The sequence below is a fragment of the Natronospira elongata genome (assembly GCF_034931365.1).
Classification (GTDB): domain Bacteria; phylum Pseudomonadota; class Gammaproteobacteria; order Natronospirales; family Natronospiraceae; genus Natronospira; species Natronospira elongata.
On the sequence record NZ_JAYGII010000017.1, the window covers coordinates 1 to 26,328 of the forward strand.

Consider the following 26,328-nt stretch of genomic DNA (forward strand, 5'->3'; position numbering starts at 1 on the left):
AGGGTTACGCCCAGTTCGAGGACGCCAACACCCTGGTGGTGGGCGACCACACTCGGGTCCAGGCTCAGAGAGTCGTCATTGCGACTGGCTCCTCGCCCAATGTGCCCGGTTTGCTGGAAGGGGCAGGGGATCGCCTGATCGTCAATGACGATGTGTTCGAGTGGGATTCCATCCCGGATTCGGTGGCCGTCTTCGGCCCCGGCGTGATCGGCCTGGAGCTGGGCCAGGCCCTGTCCCGCCTGGGTGCGCGAGTGCGGATGTTTGGTGTTGGTGGTGGTGTGGGGCCGATTCAGGATCCGGAGATTCGCAAGATTGCCCTGGAGACATTCAACGAGGAATTTCCCCTGGACCCGGATGCCAGGGTGGAGTCCGTGTCCCGCGAGGGCAATTCGGTGGTGATCCAGTTCCGGGACGAGCAGGGCGAGCTGCTCACCGAGCACTTTGATTATCTTCTGGCCACGACCGGGCGCCGTCCCAATGTATCCGGCCTGGGTCTCGAGAACACCGGCCTGAAACTGGATGAACGAGGCATGCCTGCCCATGACAATCTGACCATGCAATGCGGCAACAGCCCGATCTTCATTGCCGGGGACGCCAACAATGATCGGCCCCTCCTGCATGAGGCCTCGGATGAAGGGCGGATTGCCGGTCGCAATGCCGCCCACTTTCCGGACGTGGTCCGGGGTGATCGCCGTACGCCGCTGGCGGTGGTGTTTACCTCGCCGCAGATTGCCACGGCGGGTCTGACCATCCAGCAGGTGGATGAGCGCTGCCGGAGTTGTTTCGAGGTGGGCTCTTTGAATTTCGACAACCAGGGGCGCAGTCGTGTGATGGGCGTCAATCGGGGCCTGATCCGGGTCTATGGCGAGCAGGGGACGGGGCGTTTCCTGGGGGCGGAGATGTTTGGTCCGGCCGCCGAGCATATCGGCCATCTGCTGGCCTGGTGTGCCCAGAAGGAGATGACCGTCAGCGAGATGCTGGCGATGCCGTATTACCATCCGGTAATCGAAGAGGGTCTGAGAACCGCATTGCGGGACCTCAACGCCAAGCTCCACATTGGCCAGGCCATTGTCGATCAATGCATGGAGTGTGGCCCCGGCGCCTGAGGTCTCGGGCTTTTTTACTGATCTACGACAATCCCTGTCGCTGACAGCGTTTAAACTGCTTCCTAGAATGCCACGCCGCCGAACGGCGCCATGCACGGTTGCTGCATGGCCCGTTCGCTTCAATGGGGTGGACTGATTACACTGAGGCCCGAATTGCCGGGAGGCCGCATTTTTCCATGCGGCGCCTGGCTGTCGTTCTGGCCTGCGTGTGAGTGACAGGGAGTTTGGCATGAGTCTTCGATTGCTGGCGGTGGGGGATATGCATCTGGGGCGGCGGCCGTCGCGCCTGCCTGCGCCGTTGGCAGAACACGGTGATGCCCTGGGACCGGCCGGGGCCTGGCAGCGGACGGTGGAGGCCGCCATTGAGGCCACGGTCGATGCCGTGGTGTTGGCCGGGGATGTGATCGAGAAGCCCGAGGACTTCTTCGAAGGGTACGGTGAGCTGGCGCGTGGCGTTGCCCGGCTGACCGAGGCCGGGATCCACGTGCTGGGGGTGGTGGGCAACCATGATGTGAAGGTGCTGCCGCGCCTGGCGGATCAGATTCCCGCCTTCGAGCTCCTGGGCCGCGATGGGCAATGGCAGTCGGCCGCCATCGAGGCCAGTGGCGAGCGGCTGACGCTCTGGGGCTGGTCCTTTCCCCGTGAGGTGGTGCGTTTTAGTCCGCTTGAGGGGCAGCGCTTTGAGCGCGGGCCGGGGGTGAACCTGGGCCTGCTGCACTGTGACCGGGACCAGAGTGGCAGCCGCCATGCACCGGTGCGCTCGGCGGAGCTGGCCGATGCCGGCCTGGATGGCTGGCTGCTGGGGCATATCCACAAGCCGGACTCGCTAACCGCGCCCAACCCCTCCGGCTATCTCGGTTCTCTCACGGGCATGGACCCGGGCGAGCATGGCGCCCGCGGGCCCTGGTTGTTGACCATTGAGGGTGGCCGTGTCGAATCGATGGAGCAGTGGCGGCTGGCCCCGCTTCGCTGGGAGCGGGTGGATCTGGATCTGACCGGCCTCGAGGAAGCAGAGCAGGTGCAGGATCGCCTCTTGCAGGAGGTCCGGGCCCTGGATGAGGACTGGGCCGAGCGTGACAGGCCGCTGGAGGCGGTGGGTATTCGTCTGCGGCTGGTGGGCCGCAGCAACCTGGCCGAGGCCGCGGCCGAGGCGCTGGGCCCGGCGCTTCACGAGGCGCTGTTTCGCGGAGCGCGGGGCACGCATTATTTCCTGGAAAAGCTTCTGGTTGAGGCTCTGCCCGAGATTCCTCTGGATCAGCTGGCCGAGGCCAACCACCCGGCCGGTCTGCTGGCCAGGCGGTTGCGGCTGCTGGATGGGCCCGCGGATGACAGTGCGCGGCAGCGTCTGATCGAGGAGGGCCGCCGTCGGCTGCAGGCACGGCTGGGCGAGTCTCGCTGGCAGGCCCTGGCTGATGGGGGCCTGGGTACTGACGGCATGGGTGCTGACAGCATCGGCCGTGACTCCCTGGACGAGCAGGTGGTGGTGGATTACCTGCGCCGGGCCGGGACCCGGATGCTGGAACGGATGCTGGCAAGCAGGGGGGATCTGGGATGAGGCTCAAGGGTCTGACGATTACGTCCCTGCCCGGCATTCAGGGCGATTTTCATCTCAAGGACATTGCTCCCGGGGTCAACCTGGTCACGGGGCCCAATGCCATCGGCAAGAGCAGCCTGATTCGGGCACTGCGCTATCTGGTGGCCGAGCCCGCGGCGTCCGACCCCAAGGCCCTGGTGCTGTCAGCAGAATTCGAGAATGGCGAGCGGCGTCGTGTGAGCCGCACGGGCAGTCAGCAGCAGTGGGAAGTGGACGGACGCCCGGTTGAGGCACCTCCCTTGCCGGAGGCCGATGCCCTGAGCTGTTACTGGCTGAAGATGGAAGACCTGCTTGAGAAGACGGCCAGCGATGAGCGGCTGGTTGTACAGCTCAAGCGTGATCTGGCCCAGGGCTTTGATCTGCCGGCGCTGAGGGGCGGGCCGTTTGAGATTGGCCCACGGGCGGGGCAATCGGAAAACAGGGATCTGCGCGACAGCGAGAAGAAGCTGCGCGACGTCGAGGCCGAATATCAGAGCTATCGCGATGCCGAACGGCGCCTGCCGGCGTTGGAAGAAGAGATTGCCTCGGCGAAAGAGGCGGGGCGACGTGCCGATCGCCTGAACAAGGCCCTGGCCTTGCTGGAAATCCGCAAGGAGCGCGCCGGGATCGAGGCGGGGCTTGAAACGGATTTTCCGGCCGGCATGGATCGCCTGCGCGGGGATGAGATCAAGCGCCTGGAGCAGTGCCTTGACCGACGGGTGGAGGCTGAACGGCAGCTCGCGATTGCCCATCGGGAGCGTGACGATGCCCGGCAAGGCCTGCAGGCCACCGGCCTGGCCGAGCGCCGTCCGCAGGTCGCCGAGCTGCGGGCACAAAGGGACCGGCTGGGCGAGGCCCAGCGCCTGGACCAGCAGTTGGCGGACAAGCGTGCCGCCGTGGCCAAGGCGAAGGCCGCCGAGGCCGAAGCCCTGGAGCGCCTGGGCGGACAGTCGGAGGCCCCGACGCTGACGACTGAGGCGGTCAGCGAGGCCGAGGAGTTTGCGCACCGGCTGGACAAGGAGCGGCGCCGGCAAACGGAACTGAAGGCCAGGCTGGATGCGGTTCCCCGTGAGGAGCCGAGCAACGCTGGGCGCCTGCCATTGCTCCTGGCCGCCTTGGGCGGGCTACTGGCGGCAGGCGCGGCACTGGTCGCCGAGGCCTGGGTGGCGTTGGTTGGTGGTCTGCTGGCTTTGGCGGGGGCGGCCTGGAGTGCGCTGACCCGGCAGCGGGGCGGGACGACATCGGCCCGTGAACAGGTAGCAAAGGAAGATTTGAGGGAGCTTGAGCAAACCCTCAGGCAACTGGAGTCCGAGCGTGCCGCGCTGGCGAAGCGCCTGGGCTTTGACCCGGCCCTGACGGCTCAGGGCATTGACCACTTTGTGCGCTTTGTCTCTGCTTACCATCAGGCGGTAGTCGCGCGCCGCGAGCTGGAAGGCGAGGTGGGCAAGCTCGAACAGGCGCGGGATTCAGCGGCCGGGGCCGTGGTCGCGTTTCTGCGTGTCTGGGGGATTGAGTCCGACACGGTACTGGCGGATCTCAAGGCCAGGCTGGATGAGCTGGAGCAGCGTCAGAGCGAGGCGGAAAAGGCCGAGCAGTTAGTGGCGCAACTGGATAAGGATATCGAGCGCCTGGAACAGGATATCGACGAACGCCGCTCCCAGGAGGCTGAGCTCTACCGCGAGGCCGGCCTGGAGCCCGGGGACCGCCGTGGCCTGGAGGCGCGTATTGAGCGGTGGGATGCCTGGAAGGCTCAGCGCGAACGACTGCTTGATGCGAGGGGCCGCGAGAATGAGCGCCGCTCGGCCCTGGGCGGCGAGGAGGAGTTGCTGGCGCAGGTCGAGGCCGACGAGCACGAGTGGCTGGAAGACAAGCGCGCCGAGGCCGAGGAAGAAGCCGCCGACCTGGCAGCGCTGCAGGATGAGCGCACGACGATCCGGCGTGATCTTGAGAGGGCGGGTACCGATCACAAGCTCGCCTCGGCATTGGCGGATGTGGATGCGGCCCGCTCGGCCTTGGAAGACCGCCTGGATGAAGTGCTGTTCGCCGAGGCCGGGCAGTTTCTTCTGGATGAAGTGGAAGCCGAACATCGCAAGGAAAGCGAGCCGGAGACCCTGGCCGATGCCCGCGAGCGCTTCCGGCGCTTCACCCATCAGGATTGGGACATCGAGCTGGATGATGAGGCCGGGCTGGTCGCCCTGGATTGTCGCCAGCAGGCCCGCCGTGGACTGGACGCATTGTCCACGGGCACCCGCATGCAACTGTTGCTGGCCATGCGCCTGGCCTGGCTGCGCCAGCAGGAGCAGGGGCGGGCCTCGCTGCCGCTGTTTCTGGATGAGGCCCTGACCACCAGTGACGAGGCGCGTTTTGCCGTGGTGGCCAAGAGTCTGGAGCAGTTGGCGGCGGAGGAGGGCCGGCAGGTCTTCTATCTCAGCGCCCGTCGCCACGAGCTGGCGCTGTGGGAGCGGGCCACCGGTCAGCGGCCCCATCATATTGACCTTGCCCGGGTGCGGGCCTGGCGGACTGATGCCGAGGCGGCCGATTTCGAGTTGCCGGAAGCCGAGTCCCTGCCCGAACCCGGCCAGGATCGTCCGGAAGACTACGCGGCCCGGCTGGGTGTCCCCGCCGCCGACCCGCGCCAGCCGACCGGCAGTCTGCCCTTGTTCTACCTATTGCGCGATGACCTGGTTTTGCTCCATCGCCTGATGGATACCTGGCGGGTGACGAGCCTGGGCCAGCTGGAAGGCCTGTTGGCAATCGATGCGGCCAACAGCGCCATCCCGGAAGCGGCCATGCGCGAGCGACTGGCCGGGCGCTGTGCCGCCGCCCGTGCCTGGATCGCGGCCTGGCAGCGCGGCCGTGGCCGGCCGGTGGATCGCCCGGCGCTGGAGGAATCCGGTGCGGTATCGGATGCCTTCATTGATCGGGTCAGTGAACTGGCCGAATCGCTGCAGGGCGATGGCGAGGCCCTGGTGGCCGCGCTGCGAGACGGGGAAGTGCCGCGCTTTCGCCGCAACTGCGCACAGGACTTGGAGGAATGGCTCAGCGAGCACGGCTACATCGATCCCGAGGAGCCCCTGGATCGGGATGCCCGCCAGCGCGAAACCCTGGCCCGCGTCGCCAAACAGGCACAGCCCGAGGACATCGAGCAGCTCCTGCAATGGCTGGAAGCGGCGCCAACGGTCCGCCAGGCCGACCAGACTCCCGCCAGGCAGGCGGCGTCCTAGGCCCAAAAGGGCGTGTGCGGCCGCCGCCTGCTGGCAATGGGCTCAGCCTGTCAGTCTTCAACCGGGTGCGCGTCCACGGGATCCTCGAAAGCGATAAAGAGCAGACAGCTTTCCTCGGAGACGCAGTGGGCCGTGTGCGGGAGCCCGGCGGGGCCATAGGCATAGGTCCCAGGATGGAGAGTGACCGGGTCCTGGCCGTCATAATCCACGCTCATTTCCCCGGCCACGAGCACCATGCGCTCGGCACTGCTGTGCCAGTGATGGTCGGCCGTGCTGTTCCCCGGCAAGCGAAAGAGCACATCCGCATTGGCTGCGGTGGGATCGCCCTGCAGTACCGCAATGCCGCAGCCCTCAGGCATCCACTCCGGGCAGGGGCCCCACTCCAGTTCGTCTGAGTCGAGGGTCCAGATAAAGGCCTTTTCTTCGGCGAAGGCGGCGGGCGCGGCCATCAGCATCGTGAATGCGATGGCGGTGACAAGGCCGGGCGTTATTGGGCTTTGGCTGTCTTTTGATTTGCGCATGTATGAATCCTTTTCCCTATTGGGTGTTGTGCTTGCCATGTCATGAACCGGCTCCCGGACCCACTCAAAAAGGAGCAGGCAGTACAGATTCGGGACATTAGGGCAATACGGGATTGGGCAGTTTTTACTGCCATCCAGGATTGAACCCCTTTCGGTTCAATGAGCACGTCGCCGCTCATCTCAGTAAACTTACTTGCAGCAAGACTCCCAGCGACTACCATTTCTTTAATAAGGAGTATCCCGGCTGATTTATAATGAGGTGTCATGAAGCCCACGGAATCGACAATCGGGGCAGCCTTGTTGGAGGCAACTACCGCGAAGAAGCATCGCCTTAGGCGAATTGCTCGCATGGCGGCAGCAATGTTTCTCTTTGGTGCCTTTGCCAGTGCGCTAGGCGCTATTCTGCTTGCGGAGTCCGCTGAGGACCGAATGCTTCGGCTTGGCTTTGCCCTTGCCGCATGCGTGGTTGCAGCGCTGCTCGTCGTCCTTCCATGGGAGCGGGGGCGGCTCAAATATTTCGCCCTCGTGGTGCCGGTTGCCTTTCTCTTCATCTACTTCTACGAGTTGCTGGTTGGTTTTAGCCCTTATACCTATCCGCTGACATTTGTTTTCGTTTATGTCTGGGTGGGCCTGGTCCTCCCGCGCTGGGCACCGCTGGCCTTGTTTCCCTTGATGGTTCTCACCTATGTAGCGCCGAAGCTGGATGATATTGCCGCGCTGCAGGCCGGTGTGGTCGCATTGCCGACCTGTCTTCTGGTGGGTGAAGGCATCAGCTTTGCAATGAATCTTCTGCGTGGTTATCAGGATGAGTTCCGTCAACAGGCAGAGATTTTCCGCCGGGTTGCCCTGGCAGCCAGAAGGATCAATTCCCTCGATAGCCAGGATGTGATGGATGAAATTGTTGAAGCTTGCCGTGAGTTGGGTTTCGATGCGGCCAGCATGATTCGGCTGCAGTCCGGTGGGCAAGAGGTGAAGGTAACCAGCCTTAGTGGTATGCCGGAATCCATCCTGGAGGCGAGTCTCAGCCTGGACCGGGGAATTGCCCGAAGGGTGCTGAACAAAGGGCATGGGGTCAGCTGGTATCGAGATCAGATCGAACAGGAAGGCTGCCCCTTGTTACAGGAATCCGACTTCGGTGCTGTCCATGCCGAACCGGTATTCATCGGGGACGATGTAGCTGCCATTCTGTTTGTCGGCAGGCTGAATTCATCAGCTGTCTCGGTTGAGGGACGGGCCGCGCTTGAGACCCTCGCTTTGGAGGCAGGCGCGGCCCTTTCCAATGCCGAACACTATACTCTCGAGCGTCTTCAAGCCCTGGAATATCGGAATCAGTCAGAGCGGGACCCGCTCACGGGGCTGGCAAATCGTCGGCTTGCGGATACCGTCTTGCCACAGGTCGCGCCGGATGATGCGGTGTTGCTCATCGATCTGGATCATTTCAAATGGGTCAATGACAGTTTTGGGCATGATGGGGGCGATAAGGTGCTGATCAGCCTGGCGGAATTCCTCCGGGCAGAATTACGTGAAGGGGATATCCCTTTCAGGGTCGGGGCGAGGAATTCATGATCCTCATGCCAAGGGCTGCTTCTCATGCCCGGCAGATTGCAGATCGATTGCTGGAACGATGGCGGGAGCAGCAGCCGGTGACCACCTTCAGCATGGGTTTGGCCGTGCATCGACCCGAGGCCAACCCAACGGAGACCTTCAAGCGTGCTGATGAAGCGCTTTACGCAGCCAAGCGTGGTGGCCGCAATCGTCTTTCCGAAGCCTTGTGATGGCCCCCGGTAATCAGGCCTAACGGTAGGGACGGAACCATTTGGGCTGCTGAGGGCGAAGACCCATGGCTGCCAGGGCCAGAAAGAGCAGGCCGAGCAGGATCACGACAATTCCCCAGACATCGGTTTCTTCCCGCAAGCCGAGGATGCCGGTGTAGATCATGAGAACGCCTATGCCGGAACTGACCAGAACCAGCAGTGCAACCAGTGGCAGGGGAATTGGTTCATGCCTCACCGAGCCATTGCTGCGCATGGCATAGCCCTTCTCCGCCCGGCATTTGGGGCAGTGGACGCTACCATCCTCGATTTCGGTGTTGCAGTACGGGCACTGTTCCATGGCGGGGATTGTCCCAAGGTGTGGCCTGGCTGTCCAATCACTGGCTGGTGGCTAGGGTCGCCACCAGCTGTCTTTGTGACGTCCAGCCTGGCGCAGGGATTCCAGACCAAACTCCAGCACCCCGGCAACCACCAGCACAGCCACCAGGGCGAAAACCAGTGGATGGTCGCGATTGAAGACGTCTAGCCAATCCAGTAACAGCAATAGACCAAGGCCGATCACTGCGGTCGCAATCAAGACAATGAACACCACACGCAGGCGGCGAACAGTCTGTTCCCTGATTCTGAACATGTCCAGAGACATTGGAAACTCCCTTTCGCTTGGGGAAACTTAGAAACGCGGATTCTGATTCCCTTGTTCTGTCAGTTGTTGGCCTCGACGCCTTGCCGCTCGCAGCTTGATGGCAAACAGCGGTACGTGGATCAGCAATAACAGCAAGCCGAGGCTCAGCCACGTACTGCGCATCAGTGCCGGCCAGCTCTCGTCCAGTGACCGCGAGGCATCAATCTGTAAGTGAACGGCGCCGCTAGCGTCTTCGCCGAGACGGGTCACCATGCCCTCCAGGCGGAAGGGCTGGGCCTCGGATCTCTGAGTGAGTTTCAGCAGTTCGTTCCAGCGAATAAGCTCACGACGACTGTGCTGCACGGAGGGCAGTTCCGCCTCGCCGCCGTTCGTCACTTCTAGAAGTATCCCACCCCGCTGGCGGTCGAGAATGGATTCGGCCAGGACTTCCCGGTAATCCAGGATGGCGTGGTTACTGATATCTCGCCCGTGGAGGTAGAACCGCTCCAGGTTATCGCGAAGCATGAGCCCCCGAACCTCGTCACCGTCAGCGGTCTGAAATAGATCGTGGACCCCATCCCAGCTTTCCGGTGCCTCCTCCATGTCGAGGATCATGTCGGAGAGCAGCAGTCGCCGGGTATCCTGGCACCGGCGCGAGAACAAATTGCCACGATCCTCTCGCTCTGCATCTGAGCAAGCCTGTTCCACCAGATTCACGGCGTGGCCAGGGTTGGAGATGACCCGGATTTCCCGCCGCCCATGGCCGCCGACCAGCATTTGCTCAACACCGGACAGTTCGCGGACATCGAGAAAATCACCCTGTGCAAGCATGCGCAGGTGGTCGGGCAGGGCGTCGGGTTCATTGGGCAGTAATTCCCCGTCCCAGCGAATCCGGGAGCAGTCGATAAGTCCTGCCACCTGATTGCTACTGGGCGTCTCCACCTGGCAATGGGCTTGCCCGGACAGTGACACCAGATCGCCCTGTCGCGGTGGGTTTTCGGCCAGTGACTGGCTGTCATGATACTCCCGTATTTCGTGGCCGCTGATGACATGCTGGGCGAGGACCATGTCACCGATGGGGCCGGGGGAATTGAGGAGCATGGTGACGACAGCACCCAAGGCTACCAGTGTCAGGCTCAGGTGCTTGCCCCAGTAGTGGGGTCGGGACTGGATCATTTCCGCATCAATGCTGAAGTCGTGATTGAGGCGGACAGCGGAGCGATCCATGACCCGGATATCGGCCTCCACCGTACGGCCCACCAGGCCACCAAGCTTGTGAAACCAATGCGGGGGCACCGAGAAGGGCAGGCGATCCCCGAGGGCGGGCTGTCCCTGGTCGGGGCCGCCATTGGGGGCCGGCACCATGAAGATATCCAGTGGACCGGAGACCCGGTTGACGCGGGCGGGCATGCCCGGTCGATAGGGTCGCCAGAACAGCCACAGCCCCAGCAATGCCAGGATCCCGGCTGCGGTGACCCAGATCTGGCGGGCGATTTCTCCGGCTACTCCGGCGGCGATGGCCAGGGCGATGAAGCTGCCGATCCAGGCCATGCTGGAGAGAAAACCGATCCCGCGGCCTTCCCGATCCTCGGTTTCAGCGGGCGTCTCCAGGCGCTGGTCCAGGATGCGGATATCCTGACGAGGACTGCCATCCTCAACGGGGCCGTCATTGCCGAAAACGCACTTTAGCGCGCCTCGTACCCCGGCTTCCCACTGGTCTTCCTGGGCCTCCCGGCGCTGCTGACGTTCCTTGCCCCCCTGCAGGTCGAACTCGCCATTAAGGGAAATCACTACGGCGTAGCGACCCGAAAATGCGACTTCCGCCTCGTTGTATTCCTTCAGGAAAAGGGCAGCGTCATAGGGCAGGATGACTTCCACGCCACCGATCTGATCGTGCCAGGTGGTGTGGCCGCCCGTATCCAGGCCGTGGCGCTCGAAAGGTCCGCTGAGCCGATAAACTTCGTTGCCATCGAGCTCCAGGGTTCGGTCTGAGCGGGTCGGGTCGATGAGCTGGCCCCGCAGCGCGTCCAGCTCACGACTGTCCAGTTGGCGCAGGCTGGGCAGCTCTTCCCGCGTCTGCTTGGCGGTGCGCTGGGCACGACGGAGCCTGCGCTGGTAGCCGACAACGCTGTAAGCGGATACAAAGACAATGATCAGGACCAGCGCGATCTGGACCAGGAACATGAAGTCGTTCAATGGAATTCCCCCTTCCTGCTTCGGAACCTTGTTGGTTCTCTATGACTGACGCAGCCGAACTATACGCCAGTCACAGGGGAGGTCCAAGCCGCTTTCAGGACGGCGGTGACTGTCTTGGCGGACCCTTGACGGTAGTATGATCCACAAGCCCCTGATCCACGGCGTTCGCCAGGTCATTGCTGAGGGCGTCGCGTATCTCCTCGAAGGGGCGGTTGACGCCAAGGATGCCTATGGCACGGTTACGTCCGTGGGTCTTGCCGAGGTAGAGGGCCATGTCGGCAATGTTGAGCGCCTTTTCCCAGTTTATTTCCTGTTCGGGGATGCCGGCGAATGGGAGCTGGATAAAGCCGCCTGTGGCGGTGACCGTTAGCATCGCGCCATGAACTTCGATGGGGTCCTTGCCAATGGCTTCCAGTACACGAGCAACGTAGTCCGGCAAGGCTGCAGGGTCCATGTTTCGCAGGAACATCAGGATTTCCTCGCCCCCCCAACGAATGACCATATCGGAGCTTCGGGAAATCGCCTTGAGGCGACCGGCCAATTCCCGCAGGACCACATCGCCGCCGGAATGACCATATTGGTCATTGATTCGCTTGAAGAAATCCACATCCAGGAGTAGGAGGGCATCAGGGTGAAGCTGAGCGCGTCGCTCCTTCCCGCCGTCGCCACGCTGCTGCATTTCCTTCTGGAAGGATCGTCGATTCAGAAGGCCGGTCAGGGTGTCGTGCACGGACTGGTATTCCAGCTGCTTGTTGGCGACCGTCAGGCGCAGGTTGGCTCGTCGGGCAGCGCGGTAGGCCTGCCAGAGGAGGATCAGGCTCATGATCACAACAATGACGAAAAGGATGGTAATGCGCTGCTGCAGGCGACTGTTCTCGATGACCCGCTCCTGAAGCTCATTGCGTTCTTCAAGTAGCTCGATCTGTGTGGCCTGCTCACGGGTCTCGTAGCGGGTCTGTAGCTCACTCAGGCTCTGGTCTCGTTCTGCCTGAAAAACCCTGCTTTTCAATTCCCGCTGTTTCTTCAGGGTTTCGATGGTTTCTTCCATTAAACCTGCTTCATTGTAGGCTTCTGCCATGTAGCCCAAGAGATCGGCCATATTGGCATCACTGTAGAATTCGGCCAATCGGCTGTGGGCGGCTTCCATTTCCTCAATGGCGTCATCGACCTCGCCCAGCATGATGGCCAGATAAGCCAGGTTGAATTCCAGCAGGGGGCGTGTGTGTTCGTCCTCCAGATCGATTGCCATGGCGAGTGCCCGTTGCAGGGTTTCGCGGGCATCCTCGAAGTTTTCCATTTGAATCTGGGCAGAACCGATATTGTTGAGGCTGGTGACGATGATGTCTGGCCGTTCCAGCTCTTCTGCCCAGTCAATGGCTTCCTCGTGGGCCTGAATGGAGGCTTCCTTGTCCTCCATCTGGGCAAATATGTAGCCCTTGAGCAGGAAAAACTCCGGGAGGTAGATTCGGTAGTCGAGATCCTGGGTCTCTCTGATACCACGCCGTACCATCCGCAACGCCTGATCATAATTTCTTAATTCAGCCTGCATCTGGGCAATGCTGTAGTTGAGGAACTGGCGTCTTATCTGGGTGCGCTCATCATCCGTTTCCTGCACCGCATCATAGGCTGCCAGGAAGTGGGAAAGAGCGTCTTCGTACTGACTGTGAGCGCGCAGCAGGCGCCCGGAGAGGTTATGCGCATAGTAGCGCACCCGTGGAGAATGGACTTCAGGCAGAATCCTTTCGAGCAATGGGATCTGGGTCATGGCTTCATCATTGTCATCGAGGCGCCACATCACGTCCGCTCGAAAGGCAAGGGCCTCTGCAATTACATCGGGGTGGCCGTCATCCTCCGCCAGACTCACAAGCTCCCGGCTCTCTTGCCTGGCCGCGTCTTCATCTTCCTGGCTAAGAAAGTCCAGCATGTAATAACCACGGGCACGGACGCGCGTGGCCGTGGGTGTTTCCCCGTCCAGCTCTTCGATGACAGCCGCCAACAAGGCAGCCCGTTCGTCCGCAGGCTGTTCAAACAGGGTGATGTAGTCATCAAGCTTGGATTCCAGGGCCGGATCCATCTCGGGCGGAGCCGACAGCGCGGGGGCGGCGAGCAGACCAAGAGACAGGAACAACACGGAGAGATTCCGCGTTATGGTAAGAAGCCTGATTGAGCCTTGGCAGGACAAGAGCGCCGCCTCCTTCAGTGGGGTCGGGCTTGAGCTTACAAGAGAAAACACCATCCACGCAGCCAGTTGACCCTTGGACTTATGGCGAGTGGTAGGAAAATCGGGACCGATGGTGCCTTCACGCCCCTCGAGAGCGTTATTTAGGCCAGACTGATGCTGGATGTGATCTCGGTGCCCATCGAGTAGTCTTGGTGGTTTGGGTGGCAAACGGACGACTATGAGGTCTTCAAATGGATGCCATTGTCGCGGAAGCGGTAAGCAAACGATTCGGCGAAACTCAGGCTCTGGATCAGGTGAGTTTATCGCTGAGACCGGGTACGGTGCTGGGCCTGCTGGGTCCCAACGGGGCCGGCAAGACCACCATGGTGCGAATTCTGGCCACCCTTCTGCTGCCGGATTCTGGCCGGATCATGGTGGATGGCCATGACCTCCTTCGCAATCCACAAGCGGTACGGCGGGTCATCGGGCTGACAGGACAGTATGCCTCGGTGGATGACAAGCTGACCGGGATGGAAAACCTGATTCTGATCGCCCGCTTGCTGGGGCAATCGCGATCACAGGCCCGGACCAGGGCCAGGGAATTGTTGCGGGATTTCAGTTTGGAAGAGGCCGCGGGGCGCGCGGTTCAGACCTATTCAGGGGGTATGCGTCGCCGACTGGATTTGGCGGCAAGTCTGGTGGGGAATCCCCGGATACTGTACCTGGATGAGCCCACCACCGGCCTGGATCCCCGGGCCCGCAAGCAGCTGTGGCAGCGACTCCGAGGCATGGTCGCTGCCGGGATGACGGTCTTGTTGACCACCCAGTATCTGGAAGAGGCCGATGCCCTGGCCGATGACATCGTGGTCATCGACCGGGGACGGGTGATTGCGAAGGGAACGCCTGACGCACTCAAGGAGCAGGTGGGTGGGCAGATTCTGAGACTGCGACCACGGGATCCGCTGCAGCTGGCCGAAATCGCTGAGGCGGTGGCGGCGCTGATCGGGGAAATGCCGGATGTTGACGGGCGCACTGTCTCCTGTCCGGTGTCGGATCCTGCCTTGCTGACGCAGGTGGTCAGGCGCCTCGATGAGCAGGGGCTGGCCTTGCAGGATTTTTCCCTGCGTGGTGCCAGCCTGGATGACGTTTTCCTCAAGCTTACCGGCCACCGGGCGGAAAGTGGAGAAACGGCAGAGGAGGGCGATCAGGGTGCCTGATTCCAATCACCGTTTTTTCGATGGCCTGAACCAGACCCTGACGCTGGCTTGGCGGACACTGGTTCAGATTCGGCACAACCCCTGGGAGTTGGGTGATTTCAGCATCCAGCCCGTACTCTTTCTGTTGCTGTTTCTCTATGTCTTCGGCGGCGCCATCGCCGGCTCCACGGAGGCGTATCTGCAATTCATTCTACCCGGTGTGATCGTGATGAACATGGTCTTCGTGACGGTCTATGTGGGGCACGGCCTGAACATGGATCTGACCCGAGGCGTATTCGATCGCCTTCGTGCCCTGCCCATTGCCCGTTGGGCACCACTGGCGGGCAGGATTACCGCGGACCTGGTGAAGCAGGCCTGGTCCATTCTGCTCCTGCTGGCAATCGGCTTCCTGCTTGGCTATCGTCTGGAGGGTACGGTAATGGGGCTGCTGGGTATGTCATTGCTGCTGCTGACCTTTGCCCTTGCATTTTCCTGGGTAATGGTCTGGATTGGCGTGATTGCCCGGGACCCGGAGCATGTCCAGTTATTTGGTTTTACCGCGCTGTTTCCAGTGACCTTTGTGAGCAATGTATTCGTCCCGACTGAGTCCATGCCCCCCTGGCTACAGGTCGTAGTTGAGCTGAATCCCGTGTCCTTGTTGGCTGAAGCATCCCGAGGGTTGCTCAATGGAGAGGCGTTTCTGCAACCGGCATTATGGTCCATGGCATGGGCCCTGGGTATCGGGTTGGTTTTTGCACCGTTAGCCTTGCGGGCCCTGGAGCGTCGTCTGGCATCAGGTAGTTCTCCTTGAAGTGATGGTTTCGGGATGTCACTTACTGGAAAATCTTGCTCATCCGCACTCGGTGCGGTTGCGGCCGTTGCGTTTCGCCTCATATAAAGCCTTGTCGGCGCGAGTGACCACGGCCTCGGCATCCTCGGTGCCTTCATTGATGGCCAGCCCCAGGCTGATTGTCAGGGACAGCCGTCCTGCACTGGTCTTGAAGTCCTGATTTCCCACCACCTGACGAACCTTCTCGGCGACGAGGTAAGCGGGTTCCTTGTCCGTATTCTGAAGAAGTATCAGGAACTCCTCGCCCCCCCAGCGGGACACGCGGTCCTCAGCCCGCACGGATGCACTGAGACGATGGGCCAGTTCCACCAACACTTCGTCGCCCACATCATGGCCGTGGCTGTCATTCACCTGTTTGAAATAGTCCAGGTCGGCCATGATCACGGCATAGCGTTGATGATGTCGGCGGGATAGGGCATGGGCAGCGGCCAGTTCCTGATCCATGGCGCGGCGATTGAGCAGACCGGTGAGGGGGTCTGTCAGGGCACTCTGGCGTAGCTGTTGTGCAGCGATGAAGTTCTGCACGTAACCATTGTAAAGAAGCTCGGCAAGGATGCAGGCCACGACCACCATGACGGCCGGGTAAATCAGATTGACGGCGGCCGCAATCAGGTCGACGCCGTTGTGGCTGAGTAGCAGCGGCAGCGCCAGCAGGGGCAGGCCATAGATGACCGGGATATCTCTCAACCCCCGGGTGGCGGCCACTGACATGGCGCCAATGGTCATGATCAAGCCCTGGGCAGTGTATTGCACGGGGGCGCCGTCATAGACCTTCTCATTGGCAAAAATGCCCACCATCATGAACATCATGGCAAAGGCGAGGAGCAAGAGCATCGGCCGGGGCCAGTCACCCAGCGGAAAGCGCCAGCGCAGGACCAGGATGACTAGGGCGGGGATCAGGACCGGCAATCGCCACAGCGCATTCCGCAGGCCGATGCGGTGGTGGTCTTCGTAGAGCAGGAACTCGATAAGTTGGAAGGCGGGCAGAATGAAGAGGACCGCCACCGCCGCCACCACACCAATACGCCGGGCCAGTTGACGCTGGTAGTTTCGGAAATCACTTTCCCAGGCCGTTGGGATGGACGGAAAGAGCAGGTCCAGAATGTGCTGGACGCGCGGGCCTGGCATTGCATACCCCCTTTGCCGGTGGCAGGTGGTCGCGGCTGATGGCCTCCCTGCCTGGGCTAATTTGTCGGGGCGGTCCGCTGCTCCTTTCTCACAAACAAATCATAGCGCAAGTGGTTACTGGACCGCGACTCGGCAGATTGTTGCCACGCCCAGGGCATCGATAATGCCTCGCGCATAGTCGTATCCGTGCTGTTCGATGCCGGCCAGATCGCGAAAGCCCAAGGTAGTGGCATCGGCCAGGGGCGGGGTGAAGCGGATATCGGCGTCGGCAAGGGTCCGGTCGGCAGCCTGGTGGCTGGCGGCAAGCACGGAATCCATGAGTATTTCCATCATGCCGGGCACACCCCGTTGCTTGCGATACTGCTTGCCCCGCAGGAGACTGACCCAGGGAGAGGGGAAGTCGTCACGTGTGGCAGACACGCCCCGAGGCGCACGCACATCGCTGGTGAGCAGTCGGGCCACCCGGGGTCGCAGCAGGTCACCGGGCAGGTTGTTCAGGACGCCGCCGTCCACGTGGATCTCGCCGTTGTTGATTACCGGTGTCACCAGACCGGGTATGGCGCCTGTAGCCCGCACGGCACGCCACAGGGAGCCGCTTTCATGCACGGTCAGCTGCTGCCGGGAGATATTGGTGGAGACGCAGCAGAAGGGGCGCCAGAGATCCTCGATCAGCAGATCGCCATAGGTCTTGCGGCTGACGTAATCCAGCCGCTTGCTGCGGAGCAGACTGAACGCGGGCAAGGTGTACTCCCGCCAGGGATTGGATTGGACGAAGGCCCATTCTGCCTGGGCCAGGATGTCCGCCGGGGCCATACCTCGGGCGTATAGGGCGCCCACCACCCCACCCATGCTGGTGCCGGCAACCAGGTCCACCGGTACGCCCGCCTCCTCCAGGGCCCGGATGACGCCGATATGGGCAATGCCCCGGGCGCCGCCCCCGCTCAGGGCCAGGCCAATGGACCGGCCGGTCAGGCGGCGCGCCAGACTGGCCATCTGCCGCGGACAACCGCTTCGCAGGTGGTGGTGAGTATCCACCGAGCGGGGCTCCAGCCAGCGGTCGGAATGATGGGGCAGGGTGGTTTCCTGGGCATGTAGCAGAACCAGGTGGACCCGTGGCGCCACGCCGGACTGGCGGCGGGCCGAGAGCTCCTGATAGAGCAGGGTTTCCAGACCCTTTGGCTCCGGGTCGTCTTCGCTGTCCGCCAGTACCAGAATCTCATCGGCCCGCTCCAGACAACGTTGCGTCCAGGCGCTGGGCTGCTCACCCGCGTCACAGGGGTCGGTCAGATAGAACACCAGTTCATGGCGGGACTCCTGCTGCTCCAGCCACAGACCAAGACCGGTATGGGCCGGATCGCCGGGACCGGCGTGGGCCAGCGTTTCCCGGCCCAGGCGGCGGCCAATCTCGCCTGGATCCAGTAGCAGGCTGTCACCGTGGCTTCTCAAGGCCTTCTGCAGTTGCAGCAGGAATACCTTGGGCGCGGCCAGACGACCGGCCCGGATCACGCAGACGGCCCTTGGGGCAGCCGTTTGATTGCCGTTTCCCTGTTGGGCCCGGTCCAGTCTTTCCACCACCAGGCGGCCTACAGACAGCGCCAGCTGGGGGTGGCGTCGGCTGAGATGATCGAAATCCACCCGGGTCAGACGGACCAGGGTGCTGGCATGGGTTGCCACCACGCGAGCGGAGCGAGGCTGGTCACGCAGTACCGCCATTTCACCCACCATCTCGCCCGCGGTAACCGTGGCGATGGCCTGCAATCCACCGTCCTGATTGCTGCCAAGAATGCGTAGCTGGCCGCTGACCAGGATATAGAGGCTGTCGCCCGGTGCCCCCTGGTCGAAGAGCATTTCGCCGGGCTCAAGCTGCTGCCATTTCAGACGGTCTTCCAGGGCGCGCCAGGTTTCATCTTCCAGGGTGCCGAAATAACGGCGGATCAGTTTGCCGATCTGATTGTGCCGCATGCGTCGCAGCACTTCTGCTTCCAGGGCGGCCCTGAGCGGAGGATGCTTTGCCACGGCTTCATCGAAGGTGCCGGCCGGCAGGCGGGCCAGCAGCGTGGTGCCCACGGCTCTGACCGTGGCGCTGCGAAAACCACCCACCAGCAGGGCCATCTCGCCAACGGGTTCCCCCGGCATGACGCGGCCGACCCGGCGGGCCGCCTCAAAATCATCGCTCTCGCTCTTGGGGGCCAGCACATGCAAGGCGCCCGACAGCACCACATACATGGCATCGGCGCTGTCGCCGGCCTGAAACAGATCCTGGCCATCGGCAAGCCGGACTTCCCCCATTCGACCGGCCAGCGACTCCACCACCGCCCCTTCAATGTCGGCGAAGATGGTGGAGGTTCGCAGAGTCTCACTGATTCGGCGTTTGCCGATGTTGCCGTGGTCCATACCCTTTCCAATGTCCTAACTCCCTGAGTTGTCACAGTATAGTCGTAAGTTGCTGTTCCGTCCGCCTGATGCCAATGGCCCCGAATACGCTTGACCGGGACCGGGGGGCAGGCGGACCATGAACTCTGGGAGGGCCACGGAGGCCGCGTATGACGGATCGAAGCGAGGAACTGGAAGCCGGGTTGCTCACGCTTGTGGTCGAGGTGATCAGCGAACTCCACCCGGGCCGTCCCGTACCCGAGCTGGACAGGGACACCGACCTGGAAGCCGAAGCCGGACTGGACAGTCTGGGGCGGGTTGAGTTGATGCTGCGCGTGGAAAAACGCTTTGGTGTCAGCGTCCCGGACGAGGAGGCGGTCGGGGCGAAAACACCCGCTGATCTGATTCGGGCCCTGCAGGAGCGTGGCGCCAAACCGGTTGCCGTGAGCACCGAGCCCGAAGCACGGGAGTCAGCGCCAACGGCAGCCGCTGCCGAGCCGAAGCAGGCCGGGACCCTGCCCGAGGTTCTGGATTGGCATGCGAACCGTGCCGGAGAGCGCCGCTGTCTGACCCTGTTCGATGACAGTGGCCAGGGGCCGGGCCTTGACCATGAGGCCTTGCGTCGGGGCGCGGCGGAAGTGGCAGCCGGCCTGCGCGAGCGTGGTATCGGCCCGGACGACACCGTGGCACTGATGTTGCCCACCGGTCTGGATTTCTTCTTCGCCTTTCATGGCGTGATGTGGGCCGGGGCGGTACCGGTTCCCTTGTATCCGCCGGTACGGGCCAGTCAATTGGAAGACCATCTTCGCCGTATCGGCGGTGTCCTGGAAAACGCCGGGACCCGTTGCTTTATCGCTTCCAGGGAAACGGTTCGGGCAGGGCAATTGTTGCGGGGGCTGGCAGCGGCACTGGATCATGTGGTGACCGTCCCGGCTCTTCGACGGGGGGTAGCCCCTGCGGACCGGGTACCGCGCAAGTCTGATGACCTGGCCTTCCTCCAGTACACCTCCGGTACCACCGGCCAGCCCAAGGGCGTGATGCTGACCCACGGCAACCTGCTTGCCAATATCCGCAGCATGGGGCAGGTGGTCGAGGCGAGTTCCGACGACCATTTCGTCAGCTGGCTGCCCCTCTATCACGACATGGGCCTGATCGGCGCCTGCCTGGGCACCTTGTACTACAGCATCCCCCTGACCCTGATGTCGCCGCTTCAGTTCATGGCGCGGCCACAGCGCTGGCTATGGGCCATACACCGTCATCGGGCCACCCTGTCAGCCGCCCCGAACTTTGCCTACGATCTTTGCGCCCGGCGCCTGGCGGACGAGGACGTTGAGGGCCTGGACCTGTCCAGCTGGCGAGTTGCCTTCAATGGGGCCGAGCCGGTCAGCCCCGGGACCCTCGAAAGCTTCTGCGAGCGTTTCGGGCCCCATGGATTTTCCCGCCGGACCATGAGCCCGGTCTATGGTCTGGCCGAGTCCTCGGTGGGGCTGAGTTTTCCGCCCCTGGACCGGGGACCCTGGGTGGATCGGGTCAAGCGGGATACCTTTGAGCGCCGGGGCAAGGCGGTGCCGGCCAATTCAGATGACCCCCACCCGCGACTGTTTGTGGCCTGCGGCAAGGCCCTGCCCGGGCATGAGCTTCGAGTGGTGGATGACAAGGGCAAGCCGGTGGCGGATCGTGTCCAGGGTCGGCTGGAGTTCCGTGGGCCTTCCTGTACTCGCGGCTATTTCCAGAACCCGGCGGCGAGCGAGAAGCTTTTCAGTGACGATGGCTGGCTGGATTCCGGTGATCTGGCCTATCTGGACCGGGGGGAGCTGTTTCTCACCGGGCGGGTCAAGGACCTGATCATCCGGGGCGGCCGCAACTATTACCCCTATGAGATCGAACAGGCGGTCTCGCAGATTCCGGGGATTCGCAGCAACAATGTCGCGGTGTTTGCCAGCCCCGACCCCGACACCGGAACCGAACGGCTGGTGGTGGTGGCCGAGACCCGGGAAACGGCACAGGAGCGACTGAAGGAACTGGAGCAGGCGGTCCGGGATGCCAGTCTGGAGTTGCTGGAGACGCCACCGGAAGTCATCAGCCTGGTGCCGCCCCAGTCGGTACCCAAGACCTCCAGCGGCAAGATCCGGCGGCCGGCCTGTCGGGCACTGTTTGAACAGGGCCGCCTGGGACAACGGCACCGTCTGGGGGCTCAGTTGTTACGCCTGCTGGGGCGTGGGCTGCCGCAACTGATGCGTCGCGGTGCGCGCCGGGTCGGGCGAGGGTTGTTCAACCTCTGGCTGTGGCTGCTGGTGCTGATCTTTGCCTTGCCCCTCGCCGTGATCATGACCCTGCTGCCAGGTCGTCGTCTCCGGGCGGCGGTATCCCGTTTTGGCGCCGGGATGCTGGGGCTGTTGAGCGGGGCCGGGCCGGTGGTGAGCGGCCGTGAGAATCTACCGGACGGCCCCTGCGTGGTGGTCTGCAACCACGCCAGTTATCTGGACGGTTTCGGCCTGCGGGCTGCATTGCCCGGTTCACTGGTATTCGTGGTCAAGCGTGAAATCGTGCGCAATCCACCCTTGTGGTGGTTGTTGCGCCGGGCGGGTGCAACACCTGTGGAGCGTTTTGATTATCGTCGCAGTCTTGCCGACCTGGAGCAGGCCATGGCACGGATGGCATCGGGTGAGCGCCTGATGTTCTTCCCGGAAGGTACCCTGACCCGGGCGCCCGGACTGCAGGCCTTTCGGGTAGGCGCTTTCATGGCCGCGGTGCGCAAGGGGGTGCCGGTGGTACCGGTCAGCATCCGCGGCTCTCGTGACATGCTTCGAGGTTTCAGTTTTTTCGTGCGCCCCGGCCGTGTGTCGGTGACCGTGGGTAAGCCCATTCATCCTGACGGGGATGACTGGGACGCTGCGCTGAAATTGCGTGACCAGGCTCGGGATTGGATTCTCGAGCACTGCGGTGAACCCGATCTGGGTACCCACACCAGCAGCCTGATGGACCTGCGAAAGAATATTGGCCTCTGATGGCAGCTTTTCGGAGTGGCCGCCGTATTCCATGACGGTGTTGACCTTTCCTGTCAGCACTGGCCGCTTCGGCGGTCATGACCTCTTCCTGGGAACCATTCCGGGCTGCCGGCGAGACCGGCAGCCCGGCCTTTTGCCGAGACGGGGTTTCTGACTAGCGGGCTTCCGGGAGATAGGGGGCGCGATTGTTCAGGATCTGCTGCTGTTGCTCCCGGGACAGGCCGCTGCCCCGGCGCAATGGCCGCAGAGTCTCGCGCACTTCGAGGCTGTCCCAGTCGGAGGCAAACAGGATTCGTTCAGCACCGATCAGCGAGACTGCTTGGGCCACATTGTGCCGATTGCGTCGGTGGGCGGTCCGACCGGCCGTATCGCCGGCATAATCCCGGTCCCGCGCCCAGGCTGCGGAGATGTCGAACCAGAGATTATCGTGTTGAGGGAGGTCCCGGGCCAGGCGCTCGATGGCCCGCAAGGTATCCGTGTCAACAATGCCGCCCCCACCCAGGTGGGCCAGTTGAACCGGGACGGTGGGAGCTTTCGGGAGGACATGCTCGAGAAATATTTCTGCTTCCTCGACGCCATAGCGTGAGCCCCGCGGCCGCAGATGGATCACGATGGCCAGTGACTGCTGCTCGGCTGCCGCGAACACTGACGCCAGAGCCGCGAGTTCCTCAGCGTCGTGCAAGTCCACATCACTGTTGGCGAGGTGCAGCTTGATACCGGTGGCACCGGACTCGGCGCAGCGTTGCACTTCCTCCAGGGCGTAGTCGGCAATGGGGCTGATGCCGCAGAAGGCCACCAATCGTTCCGGGAAACGCCGGGCCTGTTCGAGCACAAAGTCATTTTCCCGTTTGACCTTGTGATACTCATTCTCAAAGCGGATCTCGGGGATGGCGTACATATAGCCCAGCGACAGGATCACCGCCTGATCGATTCGGTAGCGATCCATCTGGCGGAGCAGGATATCGGCATCCTGTATGCCGCGGCTGAGATCGCCGGGGCGCTCACCCCGGGCCAGCTGTACCCGGGGCAGTGCTCGTGCACCGCTCTCGCTTCGGATATGGATGTGGTGATCCGCCACCGGTGGTGGCAGCCCATCCGGCGTGCCGGCACAGCCGGCAATCAGCAGCGCAATGAACGGTGCCAATCGTAGTCTGAAAAGGATATTCTGGAGTCTTGGCATGCCTGGGACTACAGCAGATTGGCGCAGTCGGCACAAGCCGTGGGCATGCAGCAGGCAGGGTGAGAATTGGCCGAGTGTCGGCATTTGGGATTTGGGGATGTTCAGGGAGTGGTAAATGGGGACTTTTTTGCGTTCGGTGTTGCTGGTGCTGCTCATGGTCGGTTTGGGAGCCTGCTTGAGCGACGGCGATGGGGGCCTGCCCGGCGGTCAGGATCTGCCGGGGGGCTCCGACAACGGTGATGATCAGAATGGAGACGCGGGTGGAGAGGAAGACGATCTCGCCGCTCTCGCAGAAGAGATTCGCGCCATCGCCCGGGACCATGGCCTGGATGGCGATATCCGCCCGGGCCTTGCACCAGTCCGCCCGGATGAAGATGAGCTCGTCCGGCTCGGCCAACTGCTGTTCTTCAGTGCCACCTTGAGCGGCAACCGGGACGTGGCCTGCGCCAGTTGTCACCATCCGGATCTTGCCATGGGTGATGGTCTGTCCCTGCCCATCGGAGTGGCAGCACATGCACCGGAACGCCTGGGGCTGGATCGAGAGCTGGACCCGGAGCAAGACCTCGACCCCCGGGCCGACGACGGTCCCAATGTGCCCCGCAACAGCCAGACCATATTCAACACGGCCCTTTATAATCGAGCCCTGTTTCACGATGGCCGGGTCTTTGTTCTGGACGAGGAAGTGGCCCCCGGCGGGCAGGGTCAGACCTTCAATACCCCGGAGAGCGGCAACCTCCCCCATGCGGGCGAGGGCGACAATCTGCTCGAAGTGCAGGCCCTGTTTCCGCTGCTCAGTGACCAGGAAATGCGAGGCTTTACCCACCCGGAACTGGTGCCGGAAGAATATCGGGCGCATCTGATCGAGCGGCTACAGGATGCCGAGCCGGGCCCGGGTCCGACCTGGGAGGAGCGGTTTGCCGCCGCCTTCCCGGAGGATCCGGACCCCATCAATCTGGGCAATCTTCAGCGGGCGCTGGGTGCCTTTCAGGCATCAATGACATTCGTGGACAGCCCCTGGCGCTATTTTCTCGTTTCCGACGAGGAGGAAACGCCCGACTTGTCGGAAGATGCCCTGGAAGGGGCCCGTCTGTTCATGACCATGCCCGAGGAAGGGGGCCTCGGCTGCATAAGTTGCCATAGCGGTGATCGCTTTACCGATGAAAGCTTTCACAATGTGGGTTTCCCCCAGATTGGACGCGGCAAGCGCCAAGGGGGAACGGACTCCGGTCGCTGGGGCGTGACCCAGGAGCCGTCGGGCATGTTTGCCTTTCGGGTCCCCAGCCTGCTCAACGTTGCAGTGCGGGGGCCGTATGGTCATGCCGGCAGCCTCCAGACCCTGGAAGACGCCATCAAATGGCATGCCGACCCGGAATACTGGCTGACTCGTATTGATGAAGTGCTGGCCGGTCTGGTTCAGTTTCACTCGCTCAATGTCCATGAGCTCTATCCCCGGGCCGCCGAGCTGACTGCCGAGGTGCAGGAACACGACAGCTTCGCCGCCAGTCGCGAGTTCTTGCCGCCGGTGGCGCCGGATTCGGAGGCCGTGGATCAGCTGGTGGCCTTTCTGGAGTCGCTCACCGATCCCTGTGTCGAAGATGGTCAGTGCCTGAGCGATTGGGTTCCGGCCAGGGAAGATGACCCGGATGGGTTCCTCCTGGTTCGAGATGATCCTTTTCCGGGCAACGGAGATGATGGCGAAGGTGGGGGTGAAACCTACCCGGAATACATCGCCCTGGATCATTCCCAGCGAGCGGACCGTGACAGCTTCCCCGAGGCCCTGGGCTGTACTGGTGGTCCCTCGGATGTGAGCAATCAGGATCGCCAGGCCTTTGTCTTCCGGGATGATCTCGGCCTGGATCTGCCCCATGGCTTTTCGGAAGCCGGCTGGACCATCGACGGCCAAAGCGGCGTGGAAATGCGTATGTTCGCGGGCGGGATCACAGCAGCCTATCTGGACGATGACTGCTGGCCCGATCTGCTTTTTTCCAGCGGTGAGGAACAGGGGCTCGTGTTCTACCGCAACCTCGGGGGCCAGTCTGGGTTTGAGCAGTCGGATGCCTTGGCGCCGCCGGACGCCCCTGACTACGGATTCTTCACCAATGTCTCGGTAATGGATCTGAACGGCGACTATTACCAGGAGCTTCTGGTTAGCAACCTTAGTCCCAGGGAAGGGGTAAAGGTGCTGGGCATGGATGATTCCGGCGGCTACCAGGAAATCGCCGAACTGCCCATGTCGAGAAGCACCTGGGGCATGGCCTTTTCGGATTTTACCGGCTCCGGCCTGCCGGGTATCTTCATGGCCCACTGGTCCGGGGGCGTGGATGGTCTGGCCCCGGCCTTGTGGATCAGCGAGGGTGATCGCCTGGTGCCTGCCGACGAATTTGGCGGTACTTCATCCGCCCAGCTTGATCAGAATTTCAACTTTTCTCCCATCTTTGCTGATTTCAATGACAGTGGAGGGCAGGACCTGGTCATTGCTTCCGATTTTTTCACCAGCTCCGTTCTCGCTCATGCTCCCGGGGCTGGTCGTTTCTTCCGCAATATTACCGACCGTTCCGTTATTACAGACGAAAATGGTATGGGCGCTGTGGTTGGGGATTTTGACAACAATGGCAAGCTTGACTGGTTCGTGACTTCAATATTCGACAAGGTCGATGAGCCCGCGGGCAACTGGGGCACCAGCGGTAATCGCTTTTACAGGAATATCAGTGAAGACGGCCATGTTCGATTCGAGGATGCCACCGAGGAAGTGGGAGTCAGAGAGGGTGGCTGGGGCTGGGGTGCCTGTGCCGCGGATTTCAACAACAACGGATTCCTTGATATTTTTCACGTCAATGGCTTCGGTGTCATGCCACCCTATGTTCCCTGGGCGGATTGGTATGAAGAACTCACCGGCGGGCGTTTCACCGACAATCGCCCGGTCCTTTACATCAACAATGGTGACGGCACGTTTACGGAGCGTTCCCTGGCCTGGGATGTGGAAGAGGTCTCCCAAGGGACCGGTGTGACCTGTTTCGATTATGATCGCGATGGTGATATCGACATCGTGTTGGTGGACAATTCCAGTGGCATTCAGTTTTTCGAAAACCAGGTGGGACACGGTCCTGGTGCGCGTTTTCTCAACATCCGACTGGTAGGGGAATCACCCAATACTCATGCACTCGGTGCCCGGGTTTATGTTGAGGCGGATGTGGGTAACGGCCACGGCCAGCAGCGGCAGATGCGGGAGGTCATGGCCCATAGCAGCTTCAATGGCCAGGATCTGCCTGATCTTCATTTCGGTCTGGGAGAAGCCGAGTCCGTTACTGTGGAGATTCAGTGGCCGGATGGCGAGGCGCTCGTCTGCGAGGATATTCCTGCCAATCGTTTCATGGTTTTCGACCAACGCCAGCCCGAATGTCCCGCGGACTGAGGAGTT

General features: G+C 62.2%; 15 protein-coding genes and 1 pseudogene. 8 read left to right on the plus strand and 8 right to left on the minus strand.

Annotated elements, in window-relative coordinates:
• The 3 genes from VCB98_RS08760 to VCB98_RS08770 all read left to right on the plus strand — a co-directional run.
• The coding region (locus VCB98_RS08760; RefSeq protein WP_346051796.1) for a dihydrolipoyl dehydrogenase at positions 1 to 1,106 on the plus strand (1,106 nt) is incomplete at its 5' end.
• A gap of 229 nt (positions 1,107 to 1,335) precedes the next feature.
• Positions 1,336 to 2,661 carry a metallophosphoesterase family protein gene (locus VCB98_RS08765; protein ID WP_346051798.1) on the plus strand — a complete coding sequence of 442 codons (1,326 nt, stop codon included), beginning with the start codon at positions 1,336 to 1,338 and terminating at the stop codon, positions 2,659 to 2,661.
• The gene (locus tag VCB98_RS08770) at positions 2,658 to 5,903 is read left to right on the plus strand and encodes a hypothetical protein (RefSeq protein ID WP_346051800.1); all 3,246 of its coding nucleotides are present in this window, start codon (positions 2,658 to 2,660) and stop codon (positions 5,901 to 5,903) included. Before VCB98_RS08765 ends, VCB98_RS08770 begins: the two co-directional genes overlap by 4 nt.
• Positions 5,904 to 5,953: 50 nt before the next feature.
• Here VCB98_RS08770 and VCB98_RS08775 read toward each other — a convergent pair whose 3' ends face one another.
• Positions 5,954 to 6,424: a cupin domain-containing protein gene (locus tag VCB98_RS08775; protein WP_346051802.1), complete on the minus strand. Its 471-nt coding sequence runs from the start codon at positions 6,422 to 6,424 to the stop codon at positions 5,954 to 5,956.
• Between the two features lie 780 nt (positions 6,425 to 7,204).
• On the opposite strand from VCB98_RS08775, the pseudogene VCB98_RS08780 reads away from it, so the two are divergent.
• A pseudogene (locus VCB98_RS08780) lies at positions 7,205 to 8,199 on the plus strand (GGDEF domain-containing protein).
• A gap of 19 nt (positions 8,200 to 8,218) precedes the next feature.
• Here the strand turns inward: VCB98_RS08780 and VCB98_RS08785 are convergent.
• The 4 genes from VCB98_RS08785 to VCB98_RS08800 all read right to left on the minus strand — a co-directional run bounded on the left by VCB98_RS08785 (position 8,219) and on the right by VCB98_RS08800 (position 13,145).
• Positions 8,219 to 8,536, minus strand: a complete 318-nt coding sequence (locus VCB98_RS08785) for a hypothetical protein (RefSeq protein WP_346051804.1) — start codon at positions 8,534 to 8,536, stop codon at positions 8,219 to 8,221.
• 51 nt (positions 8,537 to 8,587) lie between these two features.
• The gene (locus tag VCB98_RS08790; RefSeq protein WP_346051806.1) at positions 8,588 to 8,839 is read right to left on the minus strand and encodes a hypothetical protein; all 252 of its coding nucleotides are present in this window, start codon (positions 8,837 to 8,839) and stop codon (positions 8,588 to 8,590) included.
• 27 nt (positions 8,840 to 8,866) lie between these two features.
• The gene (locus VCB98_RS08795) at positions 8,867 to 11,014 is read right to left on the minus strand and encodes an IgaA/UmoB family intracellular growth attenuator (RefSeq protein WP_346051808.1); all 2,148 of its coding nucleotides are present in this window, start codon (positions 11,012 to 11,014) and stop codon (positions 8,867 to 8,869) included.
• A gap of 94 nt (positions 11,015 to 11,108) precedes the next feature.
• Positions 11,109 to 13,145, minus strand: a complete 2,037-nt coding sequence (locus VCB98_RS08800; protein WP_346051810.1) for a tetratricopeptide repeat-containing diguanylate cyclase — start codon at positions 13,143 to 13,145, stop codon at positions 11,109 to 11,111.
• Positions 13,146 to 13,426: 281 nt separating this feature from the next.
• Between VCB98_RS08800 and VCB98_RS08805 the strand changes: the two genes are divergently transcribed.
• Positions 13,427 to 14,392 carry an ATP-binding cassette domain-containing protein gene (locus VCB98_RS08805; RefSeq protein WP_346051812.1) on the plus strand — a complete coding sequence of 322 codons (966 nt, stop codon included), beginning with the start codon at positions 13,427 to 13,429 and terminating at the stop codon, positions 14,390 to 14,392.
• Positions 14,385 to 15,182 carry an ABC transporter permease gene (locus VCB98_RS08810; RefSeq protein WP_374729204.1) on the plus strand — a complete coding sequence of 266 codons (798 nt, stop codon included), beginning with the start codon at positions 14,385 to 14,387 and terminating at the stop codon, positions 15,180 to 15,182. The genes VCB98_RS08805 and VCB98_RS08810 overlap by 8 nt, the downstream gene beginning before the upstream one ends.
• 39 nt (positions 15,183 to 15,221) lie before the next feature.
• Here VCB98_RS08810 and VCB98_RS08815 read toward each other — a convergent pair whose 3' ends face one another.
• Positions 15,222 to 16,349: a GGDEF domain-containing protein gene (locus VCB98_RS08815; RefSeq protein ID WP_346051814.1), complete on the minus strand. Its 1,128-nt coding sequence runs from the start codon at positions 16,347 to 16,349 to the stop codon at positions 15,222 to 15,224.
• A gap of 114 nt (positions 16,350 to 16,463) precedes the next feature.
• Complete coding sequence (locus VCB98_RS08820) at positions 16,464 to 18,743, minus strand: cyclic nucleotide-binding domain-containing protein (protein WP_346051816.1); 2,280 nt, start codon at positions 18,741 to 18,743, stop codon at positions 16,464 to 16,466.
• 149 nt (positions 18,744 to 18,892) lie between these two features.
• On the opposite strand from VCB98_RS08820, the gene VCB98_RS08825 reads away from it, so the two are divergent.
• On the plus strand, positions 18,893 to 21,730 hold the full coding sequence (locus VCB98_RS08825) for an AMP-binding protein (RefSeq protein WP_346051818.1): 2,838 nt from the start codon (positions 18,893 to 18,895) through the stop codon (positions 21,728 to 21,730).
• A 154-nt stretch (positions 21,731 to 21,884) separates the two neighbouring features.
• On the opposite strand, the gene VCB98_RS08830 is transcribed toward VCB98_RS08825, so the two are convergent.
• Entirely contained in the window at positions 21,885 to 22,910 is a 1,026-nt protein-coding gene (locus VCB98_RS08830; RefSeq protein WP_346051820.1) for an amidohydrolase family protein, read from the minus strand.
• Positions 22,911 to 23,025: 115 nt separating this feature from the next.
• Between VCB98_RS08830 and VCB98_RS08835 the strand changes: the two genes are divergently transcribed.
• Positions 23,026 to 26,322 carry a cytochrome c peroxidase gene (locus VCB98_RS08835; protein WP_346051822.1) on the plus strand — a complete coding sequence of 1,099 codons (3,297 nt, stop codon included), beginning with the start codon at positions 23,026 to 23,028 and terminating at the stop codon, positions 26,320 to 26,322.
• Positions 26,323 to 26,328 lie beyond the last annotated feature (6 nt).

What these genes read in the sequence shown, in the direction of transcription:
- VCB98_RS08765 (WP_346051798.1), top strand. Translation starts at nt 1,336, where the DNA reads ATGAGTCTTCGATTGCTGGCGGTGGGGGATATGCATCTGGGGCGGCGG.
- VCB98_RS08770 (WP_346051800.1), top strand. Translation starts at nt 2,658, where the DNA reads ATGAGGCTCAAGGGTCTGACGATTACGTCCCTGCCCGGCATTCAGGGC.
- VCB98_RS08775 (WP_346051802.1), bottom strand. Translation starts at nt 6,424, where the DNA reads ATGCGCAAATCAAAAGACAGCCAAAGCCCAATAACGCCCGGCCTTGTC.
- VCB98_RS08785 (WP_346051804.1), bottom strand. Translation starts at nt 8,536, where the DNA reads ATGGAACAGTGCCCGTACTGCAACACCGAAATCGAGGATGGTAGCGTC.
- VCB98_RS08790 (WP_346051806.1), bottom strand. Translation starts at nt 8,839, where the DNA reads ATGTCTCTGGACATGTTCAGAATCAGGGAACAGACTGTTCGCCGCCTG.
- VCB98_RS08805 (WP_346051812.1), top strand. Translation starts at nt 13,427, where the DNA reads ATGGATGCCATTGTCGCGGAAGCGGTAAGCAAACGATTCGGCGAAACT.
- VCB98_RS08815 (WP_346051814.1), bottom strand. Translation starts at nt 16,349, where the DNA reads ATGCCAGGCCCGCGCGTCCAGCACATTCTGGACCTGCTCTTTCCGTCC.
- VCB98_RS08820 (WP_346051816.1), bottom strand. Translation starts at nt 18,743, where the DNA reads ATGGACCACGGCAACATCGGCAAACGCCGAATCAGTGAGACTCTGCGA.
- VCB98_RS08825 (WP_346051818.1), top strand. Translation starts at nt 18,893, where the DNA reads ATGACGGATCGAAGCGAGGAACTGGAAGCCGGGTTGCTCACGCTTGTG.
- VCB98_RS08830 (WP_346051820.1), bottom strand. Translation starts at nt 22,910, where the DNA reads ATGCCAAGACTCCAGAATATCCTTTTCAGACTACGATTGGCACCGTTC.
- VCB98_RS08835 (WP_346051822.1), top strand. Translation starts at nt 23,026, where the DNA reads ATGGGGACTTTTTTGCGTTCGGTGTTGCTGGTGCTGCTCATGGTCGGT.